This is a genomic window from Chryseobacterium sp. FR054, assembly GCF_056844565.1.
This window is the reverse complement of record NZ_JBXDSA010000001.1, coordinates 991,194-1,010,603: the sequence shown is the minus strand read 5'-3', so window position 1 is coordinate 1,010,603 and position 19,410 is coordinate 991,194. Positions and strand designations below refer to the sequence as shown.

Genomic DNA, 19,410 nt, shown 5'->3' with positions numbered 1-19,410 from the left:
TTTTTAATTTTAAATTCGATAGTTGCTAAAGAAATAATTTCTTATCCTTGCAATAATGAAAAAGGGTATTATCCTTTCGGTTTACCAAATTTGAGTAAGTTATTATTTCCATAAACAATGAAAGCGGCTTGCCTTTTTGGGTAAGCCGTTTTCGCATTTTATAAAACTGCTGATTTTACAGACTATGGAAATAAAAATTAGAAAGGAAGAAAAGGAAGATTTCAAAAAAGTTTTTGAACTCATTCGCCTGGCTTTTGAAAACGAGGAATTGAGCGACCATAAAGAACAGTTCTTGGTGGAACGGTTACGCAATTCTGATGCGTTTGTCCCCGAATTATCACTTATTGCCGAAGTAGATAATCAAATTGCGGGATATATATTGCTCACAAAAATTAATATTGAAGACAAGGATAAAAACACTTACACCTCGCTTGCGTTAGCCCCTGTTGCTGTGTTGCCGAATTATCAGGGAAAAGGTATTGGCGGCAAACTCATACAAGCTGCCCACGATATAGCAAAAAAAATGGGCTTTGGCTCTGTGATGCTGTTAGGACACGAAAACTATTACCCTAAGTTTGGCTATAAGCTGACCAAAGAATTTGGGATAAAGCTGCCATTTGAAGTTCCTGAAGAAAACTGTATGGCAATAGAACTATCGCAAAATGCGCTGCAAAATGTAAGCGGTGTAGTTCGGTATCCGAAAGAGTTTGAAATTGAATAATGCCACGGATATTTTTCGTAAATTCAAACAGTGGAAATAAAGTATTTTTGGTATGGTTGCATCATTGGTAATAGGTATTATATTTTTGGTTGCAGGACTGGGACTTCGCTACTGGATTAACCGGAGAAAGTTTTACAGGCGCAGCCCTATGGGAGCAGAGGGCTTCTCATCTTATGAAAGTTCGGTTTTCATTAAATTCGTGGAAAGGGTCGGTAAATGGATAGCTTACGGGCTGATTATTTTCGGTCTGTTGTCGCTGTGGGTTTATTGGCGTGAGAAAAAAGAAAAACAACAACCTGAAGTAAAAATAGAACAACCTGCCGAACGCAGATAGTTATTACAGCATACATTTTTTAAGCAAATCGGATAGCCCAAAAGCTATCCGATTTTTTTATTTACGGCTTAGTAAATCGCCAAACGCTACCTCTCAAAGCCAAACCCTGCAACTTTCCCCAATGCCGTACTAAGCCTTTATAAATTCAACTTCCATAGCAAAATTGAGCAAACAATGGAAGTAATCGCAATACAAAAATCCGCACTGGACGGAATGAAGAATGAGCTGAAAGCACTTTTGGAACTTACCGAAAATGCCACGCAGAAATACACGCCAATTTTTGCGCAAGAGCAATGGCTCGATAACCAGGAAGTGTGTTTGATGATGAACATTACCAAGCGGACTTTGCAGACGTATAAGGACAAAGGGTTATTGCCTTATTCCAGACTGAACCGTAAAAATTATTATAAACGCTCGGATGTACAGGCTTTGCTCGAAGCCGGACAACCGTACAATACTGCCGAAAATGGATTTATTCACGAATGACAATGAAGAAATCATTGCCCATCAGGAAATGATAACACAGCTAAGAACCCGTATCGAAAGCATATTGAAAAACTACCGCCCTGTAATGAACGGAGAAATTTACCTTTCGGGCGAAGATGTGTGCAAGCTGCTCCATATCAGCAAACGCACTTTACAGCAGTACCGTGATGATAATATACTGCCGTATATACAAATAGGCGGTAAGATTATTTATAAGGAAAGCGATATCCTGACTATACTGGAGCAAAATTACATTTCACAAAAAATTGTTTGACTGTAATCTTTTTTGTATTATATGCTGTCAAAAAAGGACGAGTTTAGTATCTTTGTTGTCGAAAATATAGAAAATACTTAAAGTTGTTTTTGCTTTAAGTTCCGCATTAGAAACTGGTAATTTTTAAAACCCCGGAACGAATAAGTAAGAACGCTCACGTTATGGCGTGGGCGCTCGCTTATTTGGGGGTCAGGCGTACCAGTGCCTTAATGCCAGTAAGTGTGGTTGCCTGCGCCTCTTTTTTTTGCAGGTTCCACTAACTTGATAAACATTAAGAGTTATGGACGGCAAGGATATTTTTTACCCCGAATTTGACCACCCTGCTACGCAATTATCAGCGTTCTCTCTCTGCATTGATGTTTTTATCATATCCCTTAAAAACGGGGAAATTGTACATTTTAAACCTAACGAGATAGCACACTTTAAAGATTGGCTTGACCGTTTTAAAGTCAGGGACATTGAGGTCGATAAAGGAATACCTTACGTTACTCGAACTCCGAATTTATCTAAAGCTCCCAACGGATTTTTTAACCTCATCAAACTAAGCAAAAAGAAAATGAGCAAAGAACAAATAATAAAGGTAGGGATGATAGATGACCACGATATGCTTAGAAAGGGTATTTGTGATTTTCTAATGGGTTTCGGTTTTGAAATACTTTTTGAAGCCGAGAATGGAAAAATGGCAATGAAAAAAATGGAGGAAATCGAAGTTGTTCCCGATGTAATGGTTGTTGATATAAATATGCCGGTAATGAATGGTTTTGAAACCGCTAAAGCATTGAATGAAAAATATCCGCAAACCAAAGTCCTGGCTTTTAGCATTAATGATGATGTACAGGATGTAGTAAAGATGCTTCAGCGTGGCGTAAAAGGGTATATACTGAAAGGCGCAGACCCCGAAGAACTTAAAAAAGCCATAACCGTTATAAATGATGGAGGACATTATTTTAGTGCTGGCGTAGCCGAAATTGCAAAAGAATACTATAAACAGTTTCCGCAATAACAGGTTTCTTTGTTACTTTCTTTTCCGCAGAACTCACGAAAGAAAGTAATCCCCCAATAATAAATTATGGGATAATGAATATCCCAAGCAATAATGTCGCAACCTGTTTGGTAAAATGGAAAAGAAAGGATTTGTGTAAGGGCGCATTTTGCTAAAGGGGATTGCACCAATTTAAAGCAAAAAGACTGCCCAACCATCGGGAGGATCTGTCTTTTTGCCGCCCGACTTTTCGGGTCAGGCGGCTGCTATTTTAGCTTATGGTTTTTAAATACTCGTCATAACGTTCCGTTATATCCTTGCCTTTCCTGAACGTGTCTTTTGTGTAGCTGTAATGCTCTTCAAAGAACTTTACTTCTTTGGTGGTAAGGTCTATTAAATAGCGGTAGTCTGCGTTTATCCGCCTTTCATCCATTGTACAATGCTCCGTAAGCATTTCGAGTTCTTGCTCACTGTTGTCAAGGGATAACAAAGGCAAAAAAAGCCTTTCAACGATATATCCCTGTTCGGGTGCGCTGCTGCTGTCGGCAACGCAAATAAGAGATTTGCCGTTGCTCAATTTGATATGAAGATTTGAACGTGTCATAAATTGAAATTGGGGTTTATTGATTAAGCCGTTAATTGGATTAATGAAAATTCTTCCGTCCAAAATTCCTCGCTGGTGTGCTTGCCGTATGCTGTATAGTAGCCTGTACCGTTTGCACGCAATACAAGCCTGTAACAGTCCAATCGGTTTTCGGGTGCGGTAAACATTTCCTGCTCCCCCTCGTCAAGCTCCACAAATGCCCATTCTTTATCGTTTAGCATTTCTTCAATGTTCGGGGTATCGTCTTCGCCTGTGCAATAAAAATCTACTGCCGTATCATAGTAGTTCATTGAGCAGAAATAATGATTGCCCTCTAACGGCTTAACCAATGCAAGCCGTTTTGCCTGTTCCTGTTTCCATTCTTCGGATAGATGGATAATTGCAAACTCGCAATTATCCCATTCGCTATTGGTGTTGGCTTTAACCAAAATATGTGCTGTCGCTTTATCGGATAGTTTCATCGTTCTAAATTTTAATGGTGTTTAACTGATTTTCGATTTTACGTTCTAATAGAGTGTCGAGTATTTCCCATTCGCTGTCGTACTCCTTGCCCTCAAAATGGTAGGTGTCTGTTTCCTTGTCTAATTCGTAGCTGTCAAAATCTTCGTCTTCCAGATAAATATCTATGAGTAGCTTGTCAGAAAACATTGTCCTGCCATATACCAAACAACCTAATTCCTCATAATCCAATTGGAAATCTATGTTGTAATGCTCGGCTATCTGCTTAACTGCTTCCGCATTTGGCGACCATTTTGTTTGATAATTGAATATTCCCGTATCGCTTTCGTAAACCTCAAAGAAATATCCGCCGTTACTGTCGTCTATGAAATCGGGCAGTTGTCCGCAATTCTCTTTCCTTTCTCTTTCAGCCATTGATTTGAATAGCTGTGTTACCTGTTCGATTGCTTCAGGCTTCCCCTCGAAGACAACCGTATTGTTGCACCAATTTGGCATAATTATTTATCGTTTAAGGTTATTTTTAATAAAGGCTCACTTCCGAATATTAGGTGTATAGCCTGTTTTAGATTGGGTTTACAGTCCTCTGTCTGTGCATATTCGATAAGGCAGTGCATCGCAAATATTGCGTTGTATCCGTCAAAAAAATGGTCTGCAAACCAGCGTGGTTTTTTGAGAAGTTTGTCCTCGTTCTTCTCGATTATCCTGTGTGCATCCTGCACAAGCCTGTACCAAAATTCTGCGGTAAAAAAGCCCTTTTGATACCAACCCTCACGAATGGTAATTTCATTTTTCAGAAAGTATTCGCACTGCTTTTTTACGGCGTTCTGAATGTTCGCCATTTCTTCGGGGAATAGCCTGCAAAGCAATTCGCCTTTATCTAAGTTGTCCATTTTATGTAATGCTTTCATATTGTTGTTTTATAGTAGGCTACCACCATTTAAGGCGGTAGCCTGTTGTTATCTAATTAAGGTTTAGGATTTCCGCACCGTCCAAAGCAAATGCGGTACACAATTCAAATGCTTTCTGTGATTTGAGTTGGGCAGTACCACCCAATACAATGCTCTGTAATTTGGCTTCATCATCTTTGTAATTGCGTACATTCTGAAAGTAGCCTGTAACAGCGTTGTATGCTCCGAACAAAGTCCCTTTGGTCGTGTTCATCTGTTGTGCATCATCTGTCATAGCATATAGAAGCGCATTATCAACCACGTTTTTGAACACGGTGGAAACTTCATCGTCAGCCCCTTTGTTGATAAGGTCAAGTGTTTCTTTGTTCGGGCAAAGTGCCAACTGGATTAGCTTTCTTACTTCTCGGTCTGATACTTTTACCTTTGTCCAATTATTGAAAATGCCCTCTAATTGGTTGCTCAATGTGTTGGCAAGCCCCATAATCTTGTGGGCGTTCTCGATACGTTGTTTTGCTCCCGAAGTATGTTTGATACGGACTACATTGGTCATACTGCGTAGTGAGGCATTCAGCGTGTTTTGGCATACGATACGGATAGGCGTAAATGCTGCGGTAATACTTCCGCTACCATCGTGCGAAGTGGTTAGAAAAATGTACTTTTCCGTTACATCATCGCCATTGCCTACACGGATATAATCGGGCAGTTTGGCAGTGATAAAGATGCGTTCCCCTTTGCCCAATGCCCCTGCGGTTTCGTACAGGATACCTTCGCCACCACCTACAATAGCATCAAAAAAATTAAAGGCTTCCCGATTTTGTACAATGTGGTAATCCTTACCGACTACACCCAATACTGCATTGTTATCGGTGCGTATGTTAGCGAAATAGTTAGGTACTTCTAATTCGGTGCTACCTATTTCTATACCGTTGGCAGTTTCGATAATGCCCGAACCTTTGGTAAACAGTGGGGATTTTACGACATCGTAATCTAACCCTGCGTATTTGATAGCTTCCTCGCTCGTTGGGTATTGCTCTACGATTTGCCCCAAACCGTGCCACGCTTTTTGCTGTACTGAAAAGAAACTGTGCTTTCCTGTTTGCTCGTTGAAATGAATGTTATGTGCCATTTTGATAAATTTTGATGTTAAAAAATGATTGAATACTCGTTGTTAGAATGGGAGGTCGTCATCTGCTCCCTGTGCTGTAACCTTGTTGTTCTCGGCTTGTGCAGTAGCTTGTATGGTTTCGGCTCTCCTGCTACCTCCGTGCAGTTTGATTTGTGAGGTATGAAAGTTCAGCCCCGAATGTGCTTCGCCGTCTTTGCCTATCCACGCTCGTGTATTCACTCGCCCTGTGAGTTCTACCAATGTGCCTTTTGTCAGCAGTCTTGCCACGTTTGCAGATAGCCAGTAGGCACAATCGAAGTAGGTCGTTTGCTCTACACGCTCGCCTTGTTTGTTCTTGTAGCTTTCGTTGCTCGCTACCGAAAAGTTTACTACTTGCTTGTCGTTGTTAAGGGTTCTTACTTCCGCATCCCTTGTTAGTCGTCCGATGATGTTCATAATCGTTCTGTTTTAAAAGTTTGACATTTTGTTACGTTCGCTTTTCTCGCTTCCTGCTTCCTGTTGTGGTCTGCTCCGCTTCGCATAATATTTTCCAAAAGAAAAACCGGAAAAAAGAAAGCAGATAATCCAAGCGGGCAACAGCGATGACCAAGAAAAAAAATGATTTAATGGGGGTTCCTTTAGGGGGAAACCGTTCATTCGTTTTTTTTATTGGTGGGTGTGTGCGATGGCTGCCCGCTATAACTTAGCTGCCTTTTTACCGGTTGATTGTGGAAATTTTCTATTCCTAATTTTTATGTCAATTATGAACAGGCTTCAATAGTCTGAAACAAAGGAGGAGTAATAAAAAAGTATGGGCATAAAAAAAGCAGAACCGTTAAGTTCTGCTTCTTGTGGTTAGATAAAAGCGGATTAGATTGCCATCATAAATGCCTCTTCCATTGCTTTGAATTTCGGTGTAACCAAATCCATATCCTTGCTGATTTTTTGGCTTGTGATTTTAGCATAAATTTGTGTGGTGGAAATGTTTTTATGCCCCATCATTTTGCTAAGGCTTTCAAGCGGTACGCCCTCGGTCAGAAACATTGTTCCAAAAGTATGTCTTGCGGTGTGAAAGGTTACTTTTTGCTCCGTGATAATCTCTGCCTTTTCAACCAATTTACCTATGTGCGTATTGCAGGTTGCATTGGTAGGAACCGGAAAGATAAATTCATTCCTTGTTGTACCCTGATATTTCTCAATGATACGTTTAGGGATTTCCATTAACCGAACATTGGAAGCAACATCAGATTTCTTTCTCCGGCTGATAATCCATTGATGACCGTCAAAGAATGATTGAATATTGCTTCTTGTCAATTTCTTAATATCAGCGTAAGCCAATCCTGTAAAGCAACTGAAAATAAAAATATCTTTTACAAGTTCATATCTTTTATGCGGAACCTGACACATCATCAGCTTTTCAACGTCTTCTTTCAGTATGTACCCTCTGTCGGTTTCTTCCATACTTATTTCGTAATCCTCAAAAGGATTATCACGTATCAGCCCTTTTTTGATAGCCAGTTCAGCCAAAGCAATAACAGGCATTGTGTAAATCCAAACCGTGTTATGGGCGCATTGCTTATCGTAGCGGAGGTAAAAGTCAAACTCACGGATAAAATCTGCCGTCAGTTCCCGAAATGCCATATCTTCCCTGTGATAACGCTCTTTTATAAATTCCGTAAGATGATTGTAAACAGTGATGTATTTGTTGTAAGTTCCTTGTGAACGCTCCTCTTTATCAACCAATCTTTTAAATTCAACATTCTGGTCGTTAAAAACTTTCAATATGGCATCATCCATTACACCAACACCGAGAAAAGAGAGCTTTACTTTTTGGGCAGTTGCAAAGCCCTCGTGCTTCAGCATATCTTCATAAATCTTGTCGATACGTCCCCGTATATTGTCCAGCTTTTGGTTGATGCTCAAAGCTGTGGCACTTTTGCCCTGAACCCGTCCGTGTTTTAAATCCCAACTATTAGGGTTAATTTCTAACTTTGTCCCGAAAGTTTTCGGTGTTCCATCAATGGTAATACGTGCCATAACCGGGGCATTACCGTTCTTTTTCAGTTCGTTCTTTTTCAAATAGAAAAGCAGTTTGAACGTCGATTTTTTTGTCTGCTCCATAACTCAAATGTTTAACGTTTAAAATTAAATTACATTGAGTTACAAGGGAATATAAAAAAGGGTGCAAAAGACTGAAATATAATCAGTTAAGCTATATAGTTGCCTTTATCAATCGGTAACGAATTAGTAACCTAACCTTGTCAATTTAAGCCCAAAACCTATCAGACACCGAGTTCCAAACTAAGACTACACATTTATAAAGCATTGTATAGTAGCGGTTTTAATCGCTTTGCGTACTTTTGCTTTTTATTAATCTTTTTAAACTAAAATATAAAAATTTTACTACAATATTTGTTTATTGATTAATAAAATTCATTTTTTAACATTTATCTCTGTTTTGTGATATTTTAAAAAATGAAAAATAAACCATTTTAATTTATCGGTTTAAAACAGAAGTCTGATTTTTCTATTGCCCCGGTCGCCAAATCAGGAGTGGTGTTCAGTGAAATATGGAAGGGCAGACCATGAAACATCAAAATTTTTTCCTTAAATTCGCATAAAAATTTTTAAAGTAATGAATTACGATATTATTGTCATTGGAAGTGGTCCTGGTGGATATGTTACTGCAATCAGAGCAGCACAGTTGGGTTTCAAAACCGCAATTATCGAAAAAGAAAACTTAGGGGGAATCTGTCTTAACTGGGGCTGTATTCCAACGAAAGCCTTATTGAAATCTGCTCAGGTTTTTCATTATATCAACCATGCTGAAGATTACGGACTGAACAAAGTGGAAGCCAGCTTTGAGTTTCCTAATGTGATCCAGAGAAGCCGTGGTGTAGCCAGCAAAATGAGCAAAGGGATTGAATTCTTAATGAAAAAGAATAAGATCGATGTAATTCTTGGAACTGCTAAAGTTCAGAAAGGTAAAAAAGTTTCTGTTACAGATAAAGACGGTAAAGTAACTGAATATTCGGCCAGCCATATCATCATTGCAACAGGAGCGCGTTCAAGAGAATTGCCTAACCTGCCTCAGGATGGTAAAAAAGTAATCGGATACAGACAGGCATTATCTCTTCCGGAGCAGCCGAAATCTATGATCGTTGTAGGTTCCGGAGCTATCGGGGTAGAATTTGCCGATTTCTATAACACAATGGGAACGAAAGTAACCATCGTAGAATTCATGCCGAATATCGTTCCTGTGGAGGATGAAGAGGTTTCCAAGCATCTGGAGAAATCTCTGAAAAAATCAGGAATCGAAATCATGACCAATGCTTCTGTGGAAAGCGTTGATACAAGCGGGGAAGGCGTAAAAGCCAATGTGAAAACCGCTAACGGGAACATTACCCTTGAAGCTGATATTTTGTTATCTGCCGTAGGTATTGCTGCCAACATCGAAAATATCGGTTTGGAGGAAGTAGGAATCCAGACAGACAAAGGAAGAGTGCTGGTAAACGAATGGTATGAAACTTCAGTACCGGGTTACTACGCAATCGGAGATATTATTCCTACCCAGGCTTTAGCTCACGTTGCTTCCGCTGAGGGAATTACCTGTGTTGAGAAAATCAAGGGAATGCACGTTGAGAAAATCGACTACGGAAATATTCCGGGATGTACGTACTGCCACCCTGAAGTAGCATCCGTGGGTCTTACAGAAAAACAGGCTAAAGAAAAAGGATACGAGATAAAAGTAGGTAAATTCCCTCTTTCTGCCAGTGGTAAAGCTACTGCGAACGGAAATACGGACGGATTTATCAAAGTAATCTTCGATGCTAAATATGGTGAGTGGCTGGGATGCCACATGATTGGTGAAGGCGTAACCGATATGGTAGCTGAAGCGGTAGTCGCAAGAAAACTTGAAACGACAGGTCATGAGATCATCAAATCGATCCACCCGCACCCAACCGTATCTGAAGCGATCATGGAAGCAGCAGCAGCAGCTTATGGTGAAGTGATCCACATCTAATCTGAAAAGAACCTTACAGATATATAAAAGCCCGGAAATTTCCGGGCTTTTTTTGTATTCCCGTTGATAAGTTTTCTTTGGGAAAATATTCATAAACATCCGTGAGATCCGGAGGATCTGTGGTGAACTTTTTAACCACAACTGCCACGAAAAAATTTGAACACTAAAGTAACCTTAAGTTGAATGCACGAGGCACAGAAGTCCGCTAAAGTTCTTAAAAATCTACGATTTTTACCTGGAGTGGTAGAGAAAATGTAACGGGTTTCAAAAACCCGTTAGGTTTAGAAACAAAAAATCAGTGTTATCTGCAAAATCGGCACAAGAAAAATATCCCAGGCATCTGTGGAATCTGTGAGAAGCCCTTTAACCCTTAAAATCTTAATTTCATTATTCAATAAAGGTGAAATTTAGTCCATCTAAACAAAAAAAACATTCAATATGGCTTTAGCCAAATCTAACAACTTGTATATCTTATTCCGGTACATTCCGGAATTTCCATTGCATATAAGCCTTCCTCATACAGTGTCCGCATGGCCGGAATCCGTGCTGTAACGCTTCCTGTTCTGAGCCCAAAAAGATTCTGTTCTCTTTGTTCATCCGTTTGCCCGAACGACAGCTCAGGAGCCCGTAAATTTTCAGTTTCTTATTACCTCCAAAGCGGATTTCTCCTTTCCTGATAAGACTTCTTAACGTTTGGTCCGGAATATCGGAATGATTCAGTATCATTATGTAAGATTTTAATGGCTTATTGAAAACCTAATTTCTTACGTTTTGCCAAATCCTGCAATCCGGAATAAGCGATTCTGCATCATGCTCTGTTAAAATAATAATAAAATCGGCATATTTAGAAAAATTAATCCCATTTTATCACCGTGTTTTCTTAAATTTATTCTATGAATTCTGAGAGAGTAGGACTGGTTTTATCGGGAGGCGGTACCAAAGGAATTGCCCATGCCGGAGTATTGAAATTTCTGCATGAAAAAAACATCGGTATAGACGTTTTGTCTTGCTGCAGTGCAGGTTCTATTGTGGGGTGCCTTCATGCGGTGGGAAAAACTCCGGAAGAAATTCTGGAATTCTTTAATTCCGTATACTTTTTCAACTGGAAACATTTTGCCTTCAATCAGCCGGGACTGGTTTCCTCCGTTATTTTCAGAAATTATCTTAAACCCATTTTTCATGATATGAAACTGGGAGATCTGGATATCAGGGTCAAAATTGTAGCTACGGAGCTGGTTTCCGGAACCCAGAAGATTTTTGATGAGGACTTTGAAGTGGTAGACGCTATTATTGCATCCTGTTCCATCCCGGGAATTACCACCCCTTATATTATTAATGACGAAATGTACTGTGACGGTGGAGTGCTCAATAATTTCCCTGCCGATATTATCCGTGACGAATGCGACAGACTGATTGGTGTTTTTGTGTCTCCCCCCAACGATATTGACATCAAGGATCTGAAATCCATCAAAGCGATTGTTTCCCGCTCCTATGACCTTCTTTCCTACAGGATAGAGAGAATAAAATTCGATTACTGCGACTGGTTCATTTCCTCGCAGGAACTGTCTACCTACGGAACTTTTGAGCGGAAAAAAGACCGCCTGGACCAGATCTTCAACATCGGGTACAGAGCAGCCGAAGAAAGCTTTGAAACCAGCCGTTTTCATACGGAACTCAGAAAATCCGGAACCTGATATAATTCTAACGCAGCTGCATCCTTTTTACACGATATTCCCCCACATCAGGAGAATACAGATCAATGTAAAAATAATGGTGATCCAGGCAATAAAGGCTGGAATATGCCAAAAGTTCCGCGGGGAAGAGTTTTTCATAAAACCGGGAATAAAATATGATCAGGACGACTGTATTGGCAGCCCCAAGAATAATGAGTTCAATAAATGCAGCCGGGATCTGGCTGCTTCCATTCTGATAGGTATAGTAAAGATGCCCCGTACTTATGAGCTGCAGTAATACGGTGAGAGACGGAAATATCAGTGATTTATTCATTACAGATATAAAAAAATCCCGCATAACAACGGGATTCCTTTTTTTATTTTTTTACTACGGTTCCATATTCATTAACGATCTCCTGGTCATTATTATCAGTAACCGTTAAGGTATAGGGTGGTTTTTTTGCAGAATCCGTAAGGTAATTTCTCCAGACCTGATACGTATAGCCGTTGTTGTTGAAAACGATGGAATAATTACCTCCGCTGCCGTCAGGAACCAGTTCACCATCACTGATGATCATATGCGGTTTGGTGGTAATGCTGGAATTCGCTCCCCAGGACTGATACAGGTATTTGCCATTGGGCTGTTTATCAATTCTGATCTTAAACTTTTTGGTTTTGATGATTACGGTTTTGGGAACCTGCTGGAAAAAGCTGTTAGAAGCTGTATGGTTGAGCGCTGATGCTCCGTCCGTAAGATTTTTAGCGTTCATAAAGGAAAACTGAGCAACGCAGAAGATTCCTAGTACAATTTTTCTGGTCATTTTGTATTGGTTATTGTTGAGGTTAATTGCCCATCAAAAATAAAGCCATTTTATATTAAAATTGTTTCTGTGATCCAGCTTTCCAGTTCGTGATAATGTTTAATAGTTTTGGAGAACCATACATAGCTTCTGTATCTTTCCACATACTGCCGGGAAAAAGTCAGAAGGTTTTTGGTGTTATTGAAAAAACTTATATGGATATTGGTTCTGAGTGCTTCAAGACGCTTATTCAGCCATGCTTTATCTTCCTGAACTCCGGACTGGTGATGTCTGATCAGAACACTGATAATTCCCGGATCGATTCTTCCGGATGATCTCAGAATCCTGTCTAATTCGGCAGTCAGCATTTCATCATCTGTCAGTTTAATTTCAATAATATTCTCATCGTCATTCTGAAACAGATGTTCAAATTCTTCATCGTTAAGCAGGGGACGTGCGGCGTGCAATACCTCCCGGGCAGTTTCACATCCGCTGTTTTGTTTATAAATAACGATGGCAGGAACATCCATTTTCAGGCGGAGGTAGGCTTTTATTTTATGATGACCGTCCAGAATAAACGAAGAACTCATTCCGGGATCTGCATGATAAAGTTTACAGAATGCCACTGCTTTGGGACGCGCACCTTCCCGGATAAGGTCCATATAATACTTTACTCTTGTTTCATCAATACTACTGTCTGTAAGGGTAAGAATATGGCCGAAATCCTTAAAAGGATAGAACCAGCCTGAAAAAAAATCAGTATCAGAAGGAAACTCATCAGCAGGTAAATCCCTGTAAGTATGAAAATCCGTATTGTCAAATGGCATATTTTCAGGATATACCTGATAAGTTCCATTTTCAAAAAGCTGAAGAAAGTCCTGAATGCCGGTCATGATTTCTTCTTCTGTACCGTCAATGAGAGCCCGGTTAAGCTGACCGGCCATGTGGATCTGTTCTTCTTTTGAAAGTTCAGATACGGCATAATATTCACCTATGCTGCCTCTGCAGTCCGGCCAGTTGATGGCAACAGGACGCTGTATACTCAGGCAGCTTGCAAACCCATCAGATATAAGCCTGATAATCCCCTGTCCGTTGGTCACAGAAAATTCCATGATAATTATGAAACGGCAGTATAGCTGGCAAAAGCTTCTTCCAGGCTGTTGAATCTGCCTTTGAATTCATCAATAGGGCAGTCCTGGAGAATGTTACCTTTATGAATCAGGATAACCCGTGAGCACAGCGCTTCCACTTCCTGCATGATGTGGGTAGACAGAAGAACGGTTTTCTGCTGTCCGATTTCCTTTACAACATTCCGGATCTCAATAATCTGGTTGGGATCAAGACCGTTGGTCGGTTCATCCAGGATCAGCAGATCCGGCTGGTGAATGATAGCCTGAGCCAGTCCCACCCTCTGTTTATATCCTTTGGAAAGCTGTCCTATCTTTTTCGATTTTTCCGGGGTAATGCCTACCAGTTCGATGACTTCATCTACCCTGGAAGCAGGGATTTTATGAATATTGGCAACAAACTGAAGATATTCTTTAATGTACATCTCCAGGTATAGCGGATTGTTTTCGGGAAGAAATCCTATTTTTCTTTTACAGGCAATTTCATTTTCCGTAATATTCATCCCGTTAAAGATAATTTCGCCCTGATCAATTTTCAGAGCACCTACGATAGATTTCATCAGGGTGGATTTTCCTGCGCCATTGGGGCCGAGAAGTCCGATGATTTCATTTTTATCAATAGAAATGTTGATCTGGTCAAGTGCGGTCTGTTCACCAAATTTTTTGGTTAAATTGATTATCTGAAGCGGCATAATAGGTATTGTCTTTCTGCAAAAATAAAAATAAAAAAACTCATTCGGATGAATGAGTTCAGTAATATTGAAAAAATACGTTTATTTTTTTGATTTCTTGTTTTTACTGCTGCTGTTGGAGGCCGGTGAAGCAGTAGAAGCCTGATTAGCGGCAGGCTTTGTGGTATTTACCTGATGGGCCGGAGCTGCGGGTTTGTCATACATCGTATATTTTCCGTTTGTTCTTCCGAAAACCTTTTCCATCTGTTTTTTAGTTAAAAACTGTGATTTTCCGACATACTTACGGTTTTTGTTGATGTACTGGATAAACTGCATGGTAGGCTGGCCGTAGTTTTTCTCATAGTGAAGTTCAATGATATCATTAGGAAGCTCCAAAACCACATTTTCTTCCGGAACTGTTGTGAAGCCCTCCATAATAAGGGTATAAAGACCGGAAACATCGCCGTTCAGATTCTGAAAAGAAAAAGATCTGATGGTGTTCAGGTTACTGGTATTCAGATCCTGATAGTTGATGGTGAATTTATCTTCTTTTTTATATAAACCTACGGAATTATCTTTGCCAATTTCCACCAAGCTCTCATTTTTCAGCACTTTGATCTGTGAGAAAACTGAAATGCCGAACATACATGTAATGAGTAGAAATATTTTTCTCATGTGGATGAATTTTAATGTTTTATAGATTGGTGTACTAAAATTACTAATAAAAATGCTGATAAGCAACTTTATTCCTTAAGGCAAAAATAATACTTTTTTTTAATATCCATAGGAGCCTGCGTATAGATGCTATGCATGTCTTTATATGGGTACTTCGTTGGAAATCATATTTTTATGATTGTAAAACGTAATTTTCTTATCTGCTCAGTTTAGCCGTATAATAAGGTTTGTATCGTGTAAGTTGTTCATATACAGCAGGTAATGCGTATGTGGCAATTTAGAATAAAATCTATAAAAAATAATATATTCTTAATGTATGATCAGGAATATATTATTTTTTTATTTGCTTTATCACTCAGGATGCCAGGCTTTATCTAACGGATCGAATATCCGTTTTATTTCAGATTAATCCTTCCGTCTATCATATATTGTGGGGTGTAATCAGAGGTAATTCCCGGGCTCCAGCCTTTGTCAAATGCCATAGATGCCAGAGCGGTACAGCTCCATGACAGAAAACCTTCGTGATCACGGCATAAAGGCGTACCACCTCTGTTCAGTGCTTTTTTCTGACCCCAGACTTCTTTACAGGCCTGAACGGCAAGTGCAAAATGGGTCCGGAATTCGGATTCATTGTTTTCTGCGAGACTTTTCAGGGCATTCAGATAGCGGCTTCTCAGATAGTATCCGAATTTCTGCCTGACACCCGGCCCGATTGAAGATTTATTTTTTTCCAGATCTGCCTGCATTTCTTCAAAAAGAGAAAGATTAAACTGTTGGGTGAGATAGTATTCTTTTATCAGCTTTAAAAAGCCAATTCCGAAACTTTTAATATCCCAATCCTTTTCATTGATTCCCCAGAAACGGATCGGGCTGCCGGCAATGATTTTTTGTTTTTCCTCATCACGGGCAATAGTAGCCAGGCATAATGCCGTAAAAAGATTAATACGTTCATTTGTTGGCTCCACTTTGATCTCAAAAGTTCCGCTTTCATCTATCACGGCTTCTTTTACTTCGTCTTCAAAGTGAGCCAGGCGACAAAACTCACTGATACTGTTCAGGCCGTAGTGAAACCATTTTTTTTGTAACGCCAACTCCGTTTCTGTTAATACCGACATTTGCAGCAATTCGCATGAATTACGGAACAGATAGAATAAGAACCGGAATGTGTGTTTTGCTTTTTCTGCCGATGCGTCAAAACGAGCGCTCTGCCATTCGAAGTTTTCTTTAATAATCTCCGGATGATCAACTTTATGTAAGGCAATATGGCTGTCGTCCTTTGTCTTTTTTGCGGACGTTTTAGGTTTTGCCGGTTTATGTTTTTTATAAACGGTCAGAGCGTTTTCAATCACTGCCAGGTTATTTTCATCCCGGGGTTTTAAACAGGGGAATTGAAGGAAATGGAAATTCTTTCTGTCGAAAAATAACAGATTTCCATGAACGGTTTGCCCAATCAGCTGAAATGCCGCAAGTGGTTTCGCAGCACCCTCCAGTATAATTTTGTCTAAGCACGTACCGTCAAACCCAAAGATATACAGGATATTCTGTCCTTTGAAATAAATGAACTGTTCGGTATCATTCACTGCGAAATTAAATTCTTCCAGGGCTTTCAATTTGATTTTATCCGGCTGAATGTCCCGGAGCTGTCCTGCAACAGTTCCGTCTGTGTTCACCAGAAGAAAGCAGGCTTTGGCACTCAGATTCCTGTATTGATCGAAAACAGGAACGAGAATAAGCGATGAAGTAAGCGGATAAATACTGCTGATCCAGGGTCTGAAAAGTGTTATCCCGTTTTTTTCTCTGATGCCGTCCGTAAGATTTTCTTCCATCCGTTCATCACGGCGAATGGTTTTTCCGTTTTTAAGTACAATTCCTGGAAAATCAGACTTATACATAGTGTCCGGAGTAGCATTTAAGGCGGCCAGCAGTCTAAAACGAGGGCGTTGTGCAGCATCTTTAAAAGGGGAGTCGGAAATCACAATAAAATCACCTCTTTTTTTGTCCATGACGGTTCCCCGGCCCATTTCGCCATCTATCAAAGCAATCAGCCGGTCAGTCTGCGGCAAAACAGTTGCGCTGTAATACAGGTTATTTGTGGCAGCTTCCTGTTTTTGCGGGAAAAGTGCATGCGCATCTCCCGGCACATCGATAACTGTTGTCGTGTAGGAAGCCGGATCGATGTTCCCGTCTTCATCAATGATGAAGCACCGGTTGGCGGGACCGGAAATAATGATCTGTCCCGAAGTGCTTTCACTCAACGCAAACTCCCTGGATTCGCTGAACTGTCTGAATCCATTTAAAACTTCCGTTACCGGAATTTCCTTTTCAAAGACGAAATCTTCTGAATATTTGAACAGATATAATTCGGTAAAATTGGATATAAGCAGCAGATGGCTGTTGTTTCTGCGGGCTAAAAAGGCAATACAATTGATAAGAGTCAATGGATTTCCTGCAAATTTTTCATCGGTGAAGAGCGGCAGTATTATTTTGTGTTCCATATTGTTTTTGGAATGTTATTTTGAAATGGTTAATTGTTTTTTGAATATCTGTATTTCGGATATATTGGGATCCTTTTAAAATACGGAAGTAATTTTTCAGAGTAAGCGTTTCTCAGAAAGCTGTGCAATAAAAGTATCAAACTCATTTTTGTAACTTCTTCCCACAGGCACCGTATATGTGCCAAGTATGACCTCATGATTGCTGAAAGCCGTTATATATTGTGAATTGATCATAAACGATCTGTGAATCCTTATAAAACCTTTAGCGGAGAGGGCTGCTTCCAGATCTGCCATTCTGTTTTTGGAAATAAAAACTTCATGATTGGCCAGAAGCGTTTTCACATCGTTGCCCTGGCTTTCAAAACAGATGATTTCTCCGGTTGAAATTTTCCTGTTCATCCCTTCTGTTTTAAGAATGATAAAATCTTCTTCAGAATTTTTTTTATCCCTTAAAATGCGTTCCACAGATCTGAAAAAGCGCTCAAAAGTAACAGGCTTCAGAAGATAATCCACGGCTTCAAGCTCAAAACCTTCCAGCGCAAATTCGCGGTAAGCTGTGGTGAATATTGTTTTGGGACGATGGGAAAGCGATTTTAAAAAATCAATTCCGTTTAAATGAGGCATCTCGATGTCCAGGAACATCAGATCCACCGGTTGGGTCTGCAGAAGCTGATAGGCTTCCATCGCATTGGCCGCTTTTCCGGCCAGCTGCAGACTGCTGATCATGGAAATATGTTTTTCCAGCAAAGCCGTAGCTAAAGGTTCATCATCTACAATGATACAGTTAATCATCTGCTGCAGGGGTTTTTATTTCGGCCTTAAAAATATTGTTTTCTTTTGAAACATTAAAAACAAAGTGACTCTGATAATGATGCCGGAGCTGCCGTTCAATATTCTCCAGCCCGATTCCATGAGTTTTGGCTGCTGTACCGTTATCCTCACAGGTATTTTCTATGCTGAATGTGATATAACCATTACCGTGGTATAGGCCTATTCTGATTTCTGTCTGCCCGGAAGCTGCGGCTGTACCGTGTTTAAAGGCATTTTCAACCAGGGTAAGATAAATCAGCGGTGGGACTGACCCTGTACAGCCAGGCTGTATGGTCCGGGTAATCTTCAGCTTCCCCTCATGATAACGGAGACTTTCGAGGGCAATATAATCATTAATAACCGCAAGCTCTTCGGAAATGAGAATTTTATTTTCAGGTGCCCTGTAAAGGATATAATCAAGAATATGAGAGAGACGGCTGATGGATTCCGGGGTTTTCTCCGATCCGTTTAAAGAAAGGGAGTATATATTATTCAGGGTATTGAACAGAAAATGCGGATTCAGCTGGGATTTAAGGGATTTCAGTTCCAGTTCTGCTTTTTCTTTCTGCAATGTCAGGGTATTTTCCTTTTCATCTTTATACCGGATAAAAAACATCACGGCAGTCCATATAAATGCCCCGCTGATCACCGGAAAACTGTAATGCGGCAAAAGATAACCGATGTCCGTAAAAATACTGATCAGGCTGTCTTGCGGAACGTTCATGAAAAAAGGTTCCGCTGCATAAATGATGAAAATTCTGTTCGCTGCGGAAATCAGGTAAATACTGAGGAGAAAATACAGAGAAAACTGAAGGTATTTTTTCGTATCAAAAAATCTGCGGATCAGGATATAATAAATAAAATTGGCTCCTGCAATCTGAAAAATCCAGTGACAGAAATTATAAATTACCAGGGTGGTGAATGGTCCTCCGTCATATTCACTGTAACTTCTGGCTGTTCCGAATAAAAATAAGGCGGTCCAGAAGAACAACTGGAAATACAGGTTCTTTTTAACAGCATTTTCTGATTCTGTTTTCATTTTCTCTCAAAATGTAAAAATATAAAATCCGCAGATAGGGTAGTAGTGATGGGCACCAAAATATCCGGATAGATGGTGAAATGCAGTAATTATTATTCAGACAGCGTTTTTTACATTTTTTGTTTACTGCTGAATTTCAGCCGGAAATTCGGGCCTGTCAGGCTGAATGTATCATGGGATCGTTCGGAATACTACAATAAATCCGATCAATATTTGAAAAAAA

General features: G+C 40.0%; 23 protein-coding genes. 7 read left to right on the top strand and 16 right to left on the bottom strand.

Features of this window, described 5'->3' with window-relative positions:
- Positions 1–184 precede the first annotated feature (184 nt).
- The 5 genes from AC106S_RS04800 to AC106S_RS04780 all read left to right on the top strand — a co-directional run bounded on the left by AC106S_RS04800 (position 185) and on the right by AC106S_RS04780 (position 2,818).
- Complete coding sequence (locus AC106S_RS04800; protein ID WP_002995995.1) at positions 185–721, top strand: GNAT family N-acetyltransferase; 537 nt, start codon at positions 185–187, stop codon at positions 719–721.
- Positions 722–773: 52 nt separating this feature from the next.
- Complete coding sequence (locus AC106S_RS04795) at positions 774–1,055, top strand: hypothetical protein (RefSeq protein ID WP_002995992.1); 282 nt, start codon at positions 774–776, stop codon at positions 1,053–1,055.
- Positions 1,056–1,229: 174 nt separating this feature from the next.
- The gene (locus tag AC106S_RS04790; RefSeq protein WP_002995989.1) at positions 1,230–1,541 is read left to right on the top strand and encodes a helix-turn-helix domain-containing protein; all 312 of its coding nucleotides are present in this window, start codon (positions 1,230–1,232) and stop codon (positions 1,539–1,541) included.
- 28 nt (positions 1,542–1,569) lie between these two features.
- Positions 1,570–1,815 (top strand): helix-turn-helix domain-containing protein, encoded by a 246-nt coding sequence (locus tag AC106S_RS04785; RefSeq protein ID WP_430827366.1) that lies wholly within the window; start codon positions 1,570–1,572, stop codon positions 1,813–1,815.
- A 280-nt stretch (positions 1,816–2,095) separates the two neighbouring features.
- Positions 2,096–2,818 (top strand): response regulator, encoded by a 723-nt coding sequence (locus AC106S_RS04780; protein WP_002995984.1) that lies wholly within the window; start codon positions 2,096–2,098, stop codon positions 2,816–2,818.
- A 250-nt stretch (positions 2,819–3,068) separates the two neighbouring features.
- Here AC106S_RS04780 and AC106S_RS04775 read toward each other — a convergent pair whose 3' ends face one another.
- The 7 genes from AC106S_RS04775 to AC106S_RS04745 form a co-directional block, all read right to left on the bottom strand.
- Positions 3,069–3,401: a hypothetical protein gene (locus AC106S_RS04775; RefSeq protein ID WP_002995980.1), complete on the bottom strand. Its 333-nt coding sequence runs from the start codon at positions 3,399–3,401 to the stop codon at positions 3,069–3,071.
- 23 nt (positions 3,402–3,424) lie between these two features.
- The gene (locus tag AC106S_RS04770; RefSeq protein WP_002995976.1) at positions 3,425–3,862 is read right to left on the bottom strand and encodes a hypothetical protein; all 438 of its coding nucleotides are present in this window, start codon (positions 3,860–3,862) and stop codon (positions 3,425–3,427) included.
- A gap of 4 nt (positions 3,863–3,866) precedes the next feature.
- Complete coding sequence (locus AC106S_RS04765) at positions 3,867–4,355, bottom strand: DUF1281 family ferredoxin-like fold protein (RefSeq protein WP_002995973.1); 489 nt, start codon at positions 4,353–4,355, stop codon at positions 3,867–3,869.
- Positions 4,356–4,357: 2 nt separating this feature from the next.
- Positions 4,358–4,768, bottom strand: a complete 411-nt coding sequence (locus AC106S_RS04760) for a hypothetical protein (protein WP_002995970.1) — start codon at positions 4,766–4,768, stop codon at positions 4,358–4,360.
- A gap of 52 nt (positions 4,769–4,820) precedes the next feature.
- Complete coding sequence (locus AC106S_RS04755) at positions 4,821–5,894, bottom strand: DUF932 domain-containing protein (RefSeq protein ID WP_002995967.1); 1,074 nt, start codon at positions 5,892–5,894, stop codon at positions 4,821–4,823.
- Between the two features lie 42 nt (positions 5,895–5,936).
- Positions 5,937–6,329 (bottom strand): single-stranded DNA-binding protein, encoded by a 393-nt coding sequence (locus tag AC106S_RS04750; RefSeq protein WP_002995963.1) that lies wholly within the window; start codon positions 6,327–6,329, stop codon positions 5,937–5,939.
- Between the two features lie 414 nt (positions 6,330–6,743).
- A complete protein-coding gene (locus AC106S_RS04745) occupies positions 6,744–7,994 on the bottom strand; it encodes a site-specific integrase (RefSeq protein ID WP_002995959.1) in 1,251 nt (416 codons plus the stop codon).
- Between the two features lie 514 nt (positions 7,995–8,508).
- On the opposite strand from AC106S_RS04745, the gene lpdA reads away from it, so the two are divergent.
- Positions 8,509–9,897, top strand: coding sequence for a dihydrolipoyl dehydrogenase (gene lpdA / locus AC106S_RS04740; protein ID WP_482437986.1), 1,389 nt, complete (start codon positions 8,509–8,511; stop codon positions 9,895–9,897).
- 471 nt (positions 9,898–10,368) lie between these two features.
- Here the strand turns inward: lpdA and AC106S_RS04735 are convergent, their stop codons facing one another.
- On the bottom strand, positions 10,369–10,620 hold the full coding sequence (locus AC106S_RS04735) for an Ada metal-binding domain-containing protein (protein ID WP_482438417.1): 252 nt from the start codon (positions 10,618–10,620) through the stop codon (positions 10,369–10,371).
- A 170-nt stretch (positions 10,621–10,790) separates the two neighbouring features.
- Here AC106S_RS04735 and AC106S_RS04730 point away from each other — a divergent pair, with 170 nt between their 5' ends.
- Positions 10,791–11,591 carry a patatin-like phospholipase family protein gene (locus AC106S_RS04730; RefSeq protein WP_482437985.1) on the top strand — a complete coding sequence of 267 codons (801 nt, stop codon included), beginning with the start codon at positions 10,791–10,793 and terminating at the stop codon, positions 11,589–11,591.
- A gap of 7 nt (positions 11,592–11,598) precedes the next feature.
- On the opposite strand, the gene AC106S_RS04725 is transcribed toward AC106S_RS04730, so the two are convergent.
- From AC106S_RS04725 to AC106S_RS04690, 8 genes are all read right to left on the bottom strand, one after another.
- The gene (locus tag AC106S_RS04725; protein ID WP_482437984.1) at positions 11,599–11,904 is read right to left on the bottom strand and encodes a hypothetical protein; all 306 of its coding nucleotides are present in this window, start codon (positions 11,902–11,904) and stop codon (positions 11,599–11,601) included.
- 43 nt (positions 11,905–11,947) lie between these two features.
- Positions 11,948–12,391, bottom strand: a complete 444-nt coding sequence (locus AC106S_RS04720) for a hypothetical protein (protein WP_482437983.1) — start codon at positions 12,389–12,391, stop codon at positions 11,948–11,950.
- Between the two features lie 50 nt (positions 12,392–12,441).
- Positions 12,442–13,482, bottom strand: coding sequence for a hypothetical protein (locus tag AC106S_RS04715; RefSeq protein ID WP_482437982.1), 1,041 nt, complete (start codon positions 13,480–13,482; stop codon positions 12,442–12,444).
- A 5-nt stretch (positions 13,483–13,487) separates the two neighbouring features.
- Positions 13,488–14,189 carry an ABC transporter ATP-binding protein gene (locus tag AC106S_RS04710; protein WP_482437981.1) on the bottom strand — a complete coding sequence of 234 codons (702 nt, stop codon included), beginning with the start codon at positions 14,187–14,189 and terminating at the stop codon, positions 13,488–13,490.
- 81 nt (positions 14,190–14,270) lie between these two features.
- Positions 14,271–14,843: a hypothetical protein gene (locus AC106S_RS04705; RefSeq protein WP_482437980.1), complete on the bottom strand. Its 573-nt coding sequence runs from the start codon at positions 14,841–14,843 to the stop codon at positions 14,271–14,273.
- A 395-nt stretch (positions 14,844–15,238) separates the two neighbouring features.
- Positions 15,239–17,338: an Imm49 family immunity protein gene (locus AC106S_RS04700; protein WP_482437979.1), complete on the bottom strand. Its 2,100-nt coding sequence runs from the start codon at positions 17,336–17,338 to the stop codon at positions 15,239–15,241.
- A gap of 96 nt (positions 17,339–17,434) precedes the next feature.
- Entirely contained in the window at positions 17,435–18,130 is a 696-nt protein-coding gene (locus AC106S_RS04695) for a LytR/AlgR family response regulator transcription factor (protein WP_482437978.1), read from the bottom strand.
- Complete coding sequence (locus AC106S_RS04690) at positions 18,123–19,187, bottom strand: sensor histidine kinase (protein ID WP_482437977.1); 1,065 nt, start codon at positions 19,185–19,187, stop codon at positions 18,123–18,125. The genes AC106S_RS04695 and AC106S_RS04690 overlap by 8 nt, the downstream gene beginning before the upstream one ends.
- Positions 19,188–19,410: the final 223 nt, after the last annotated feature.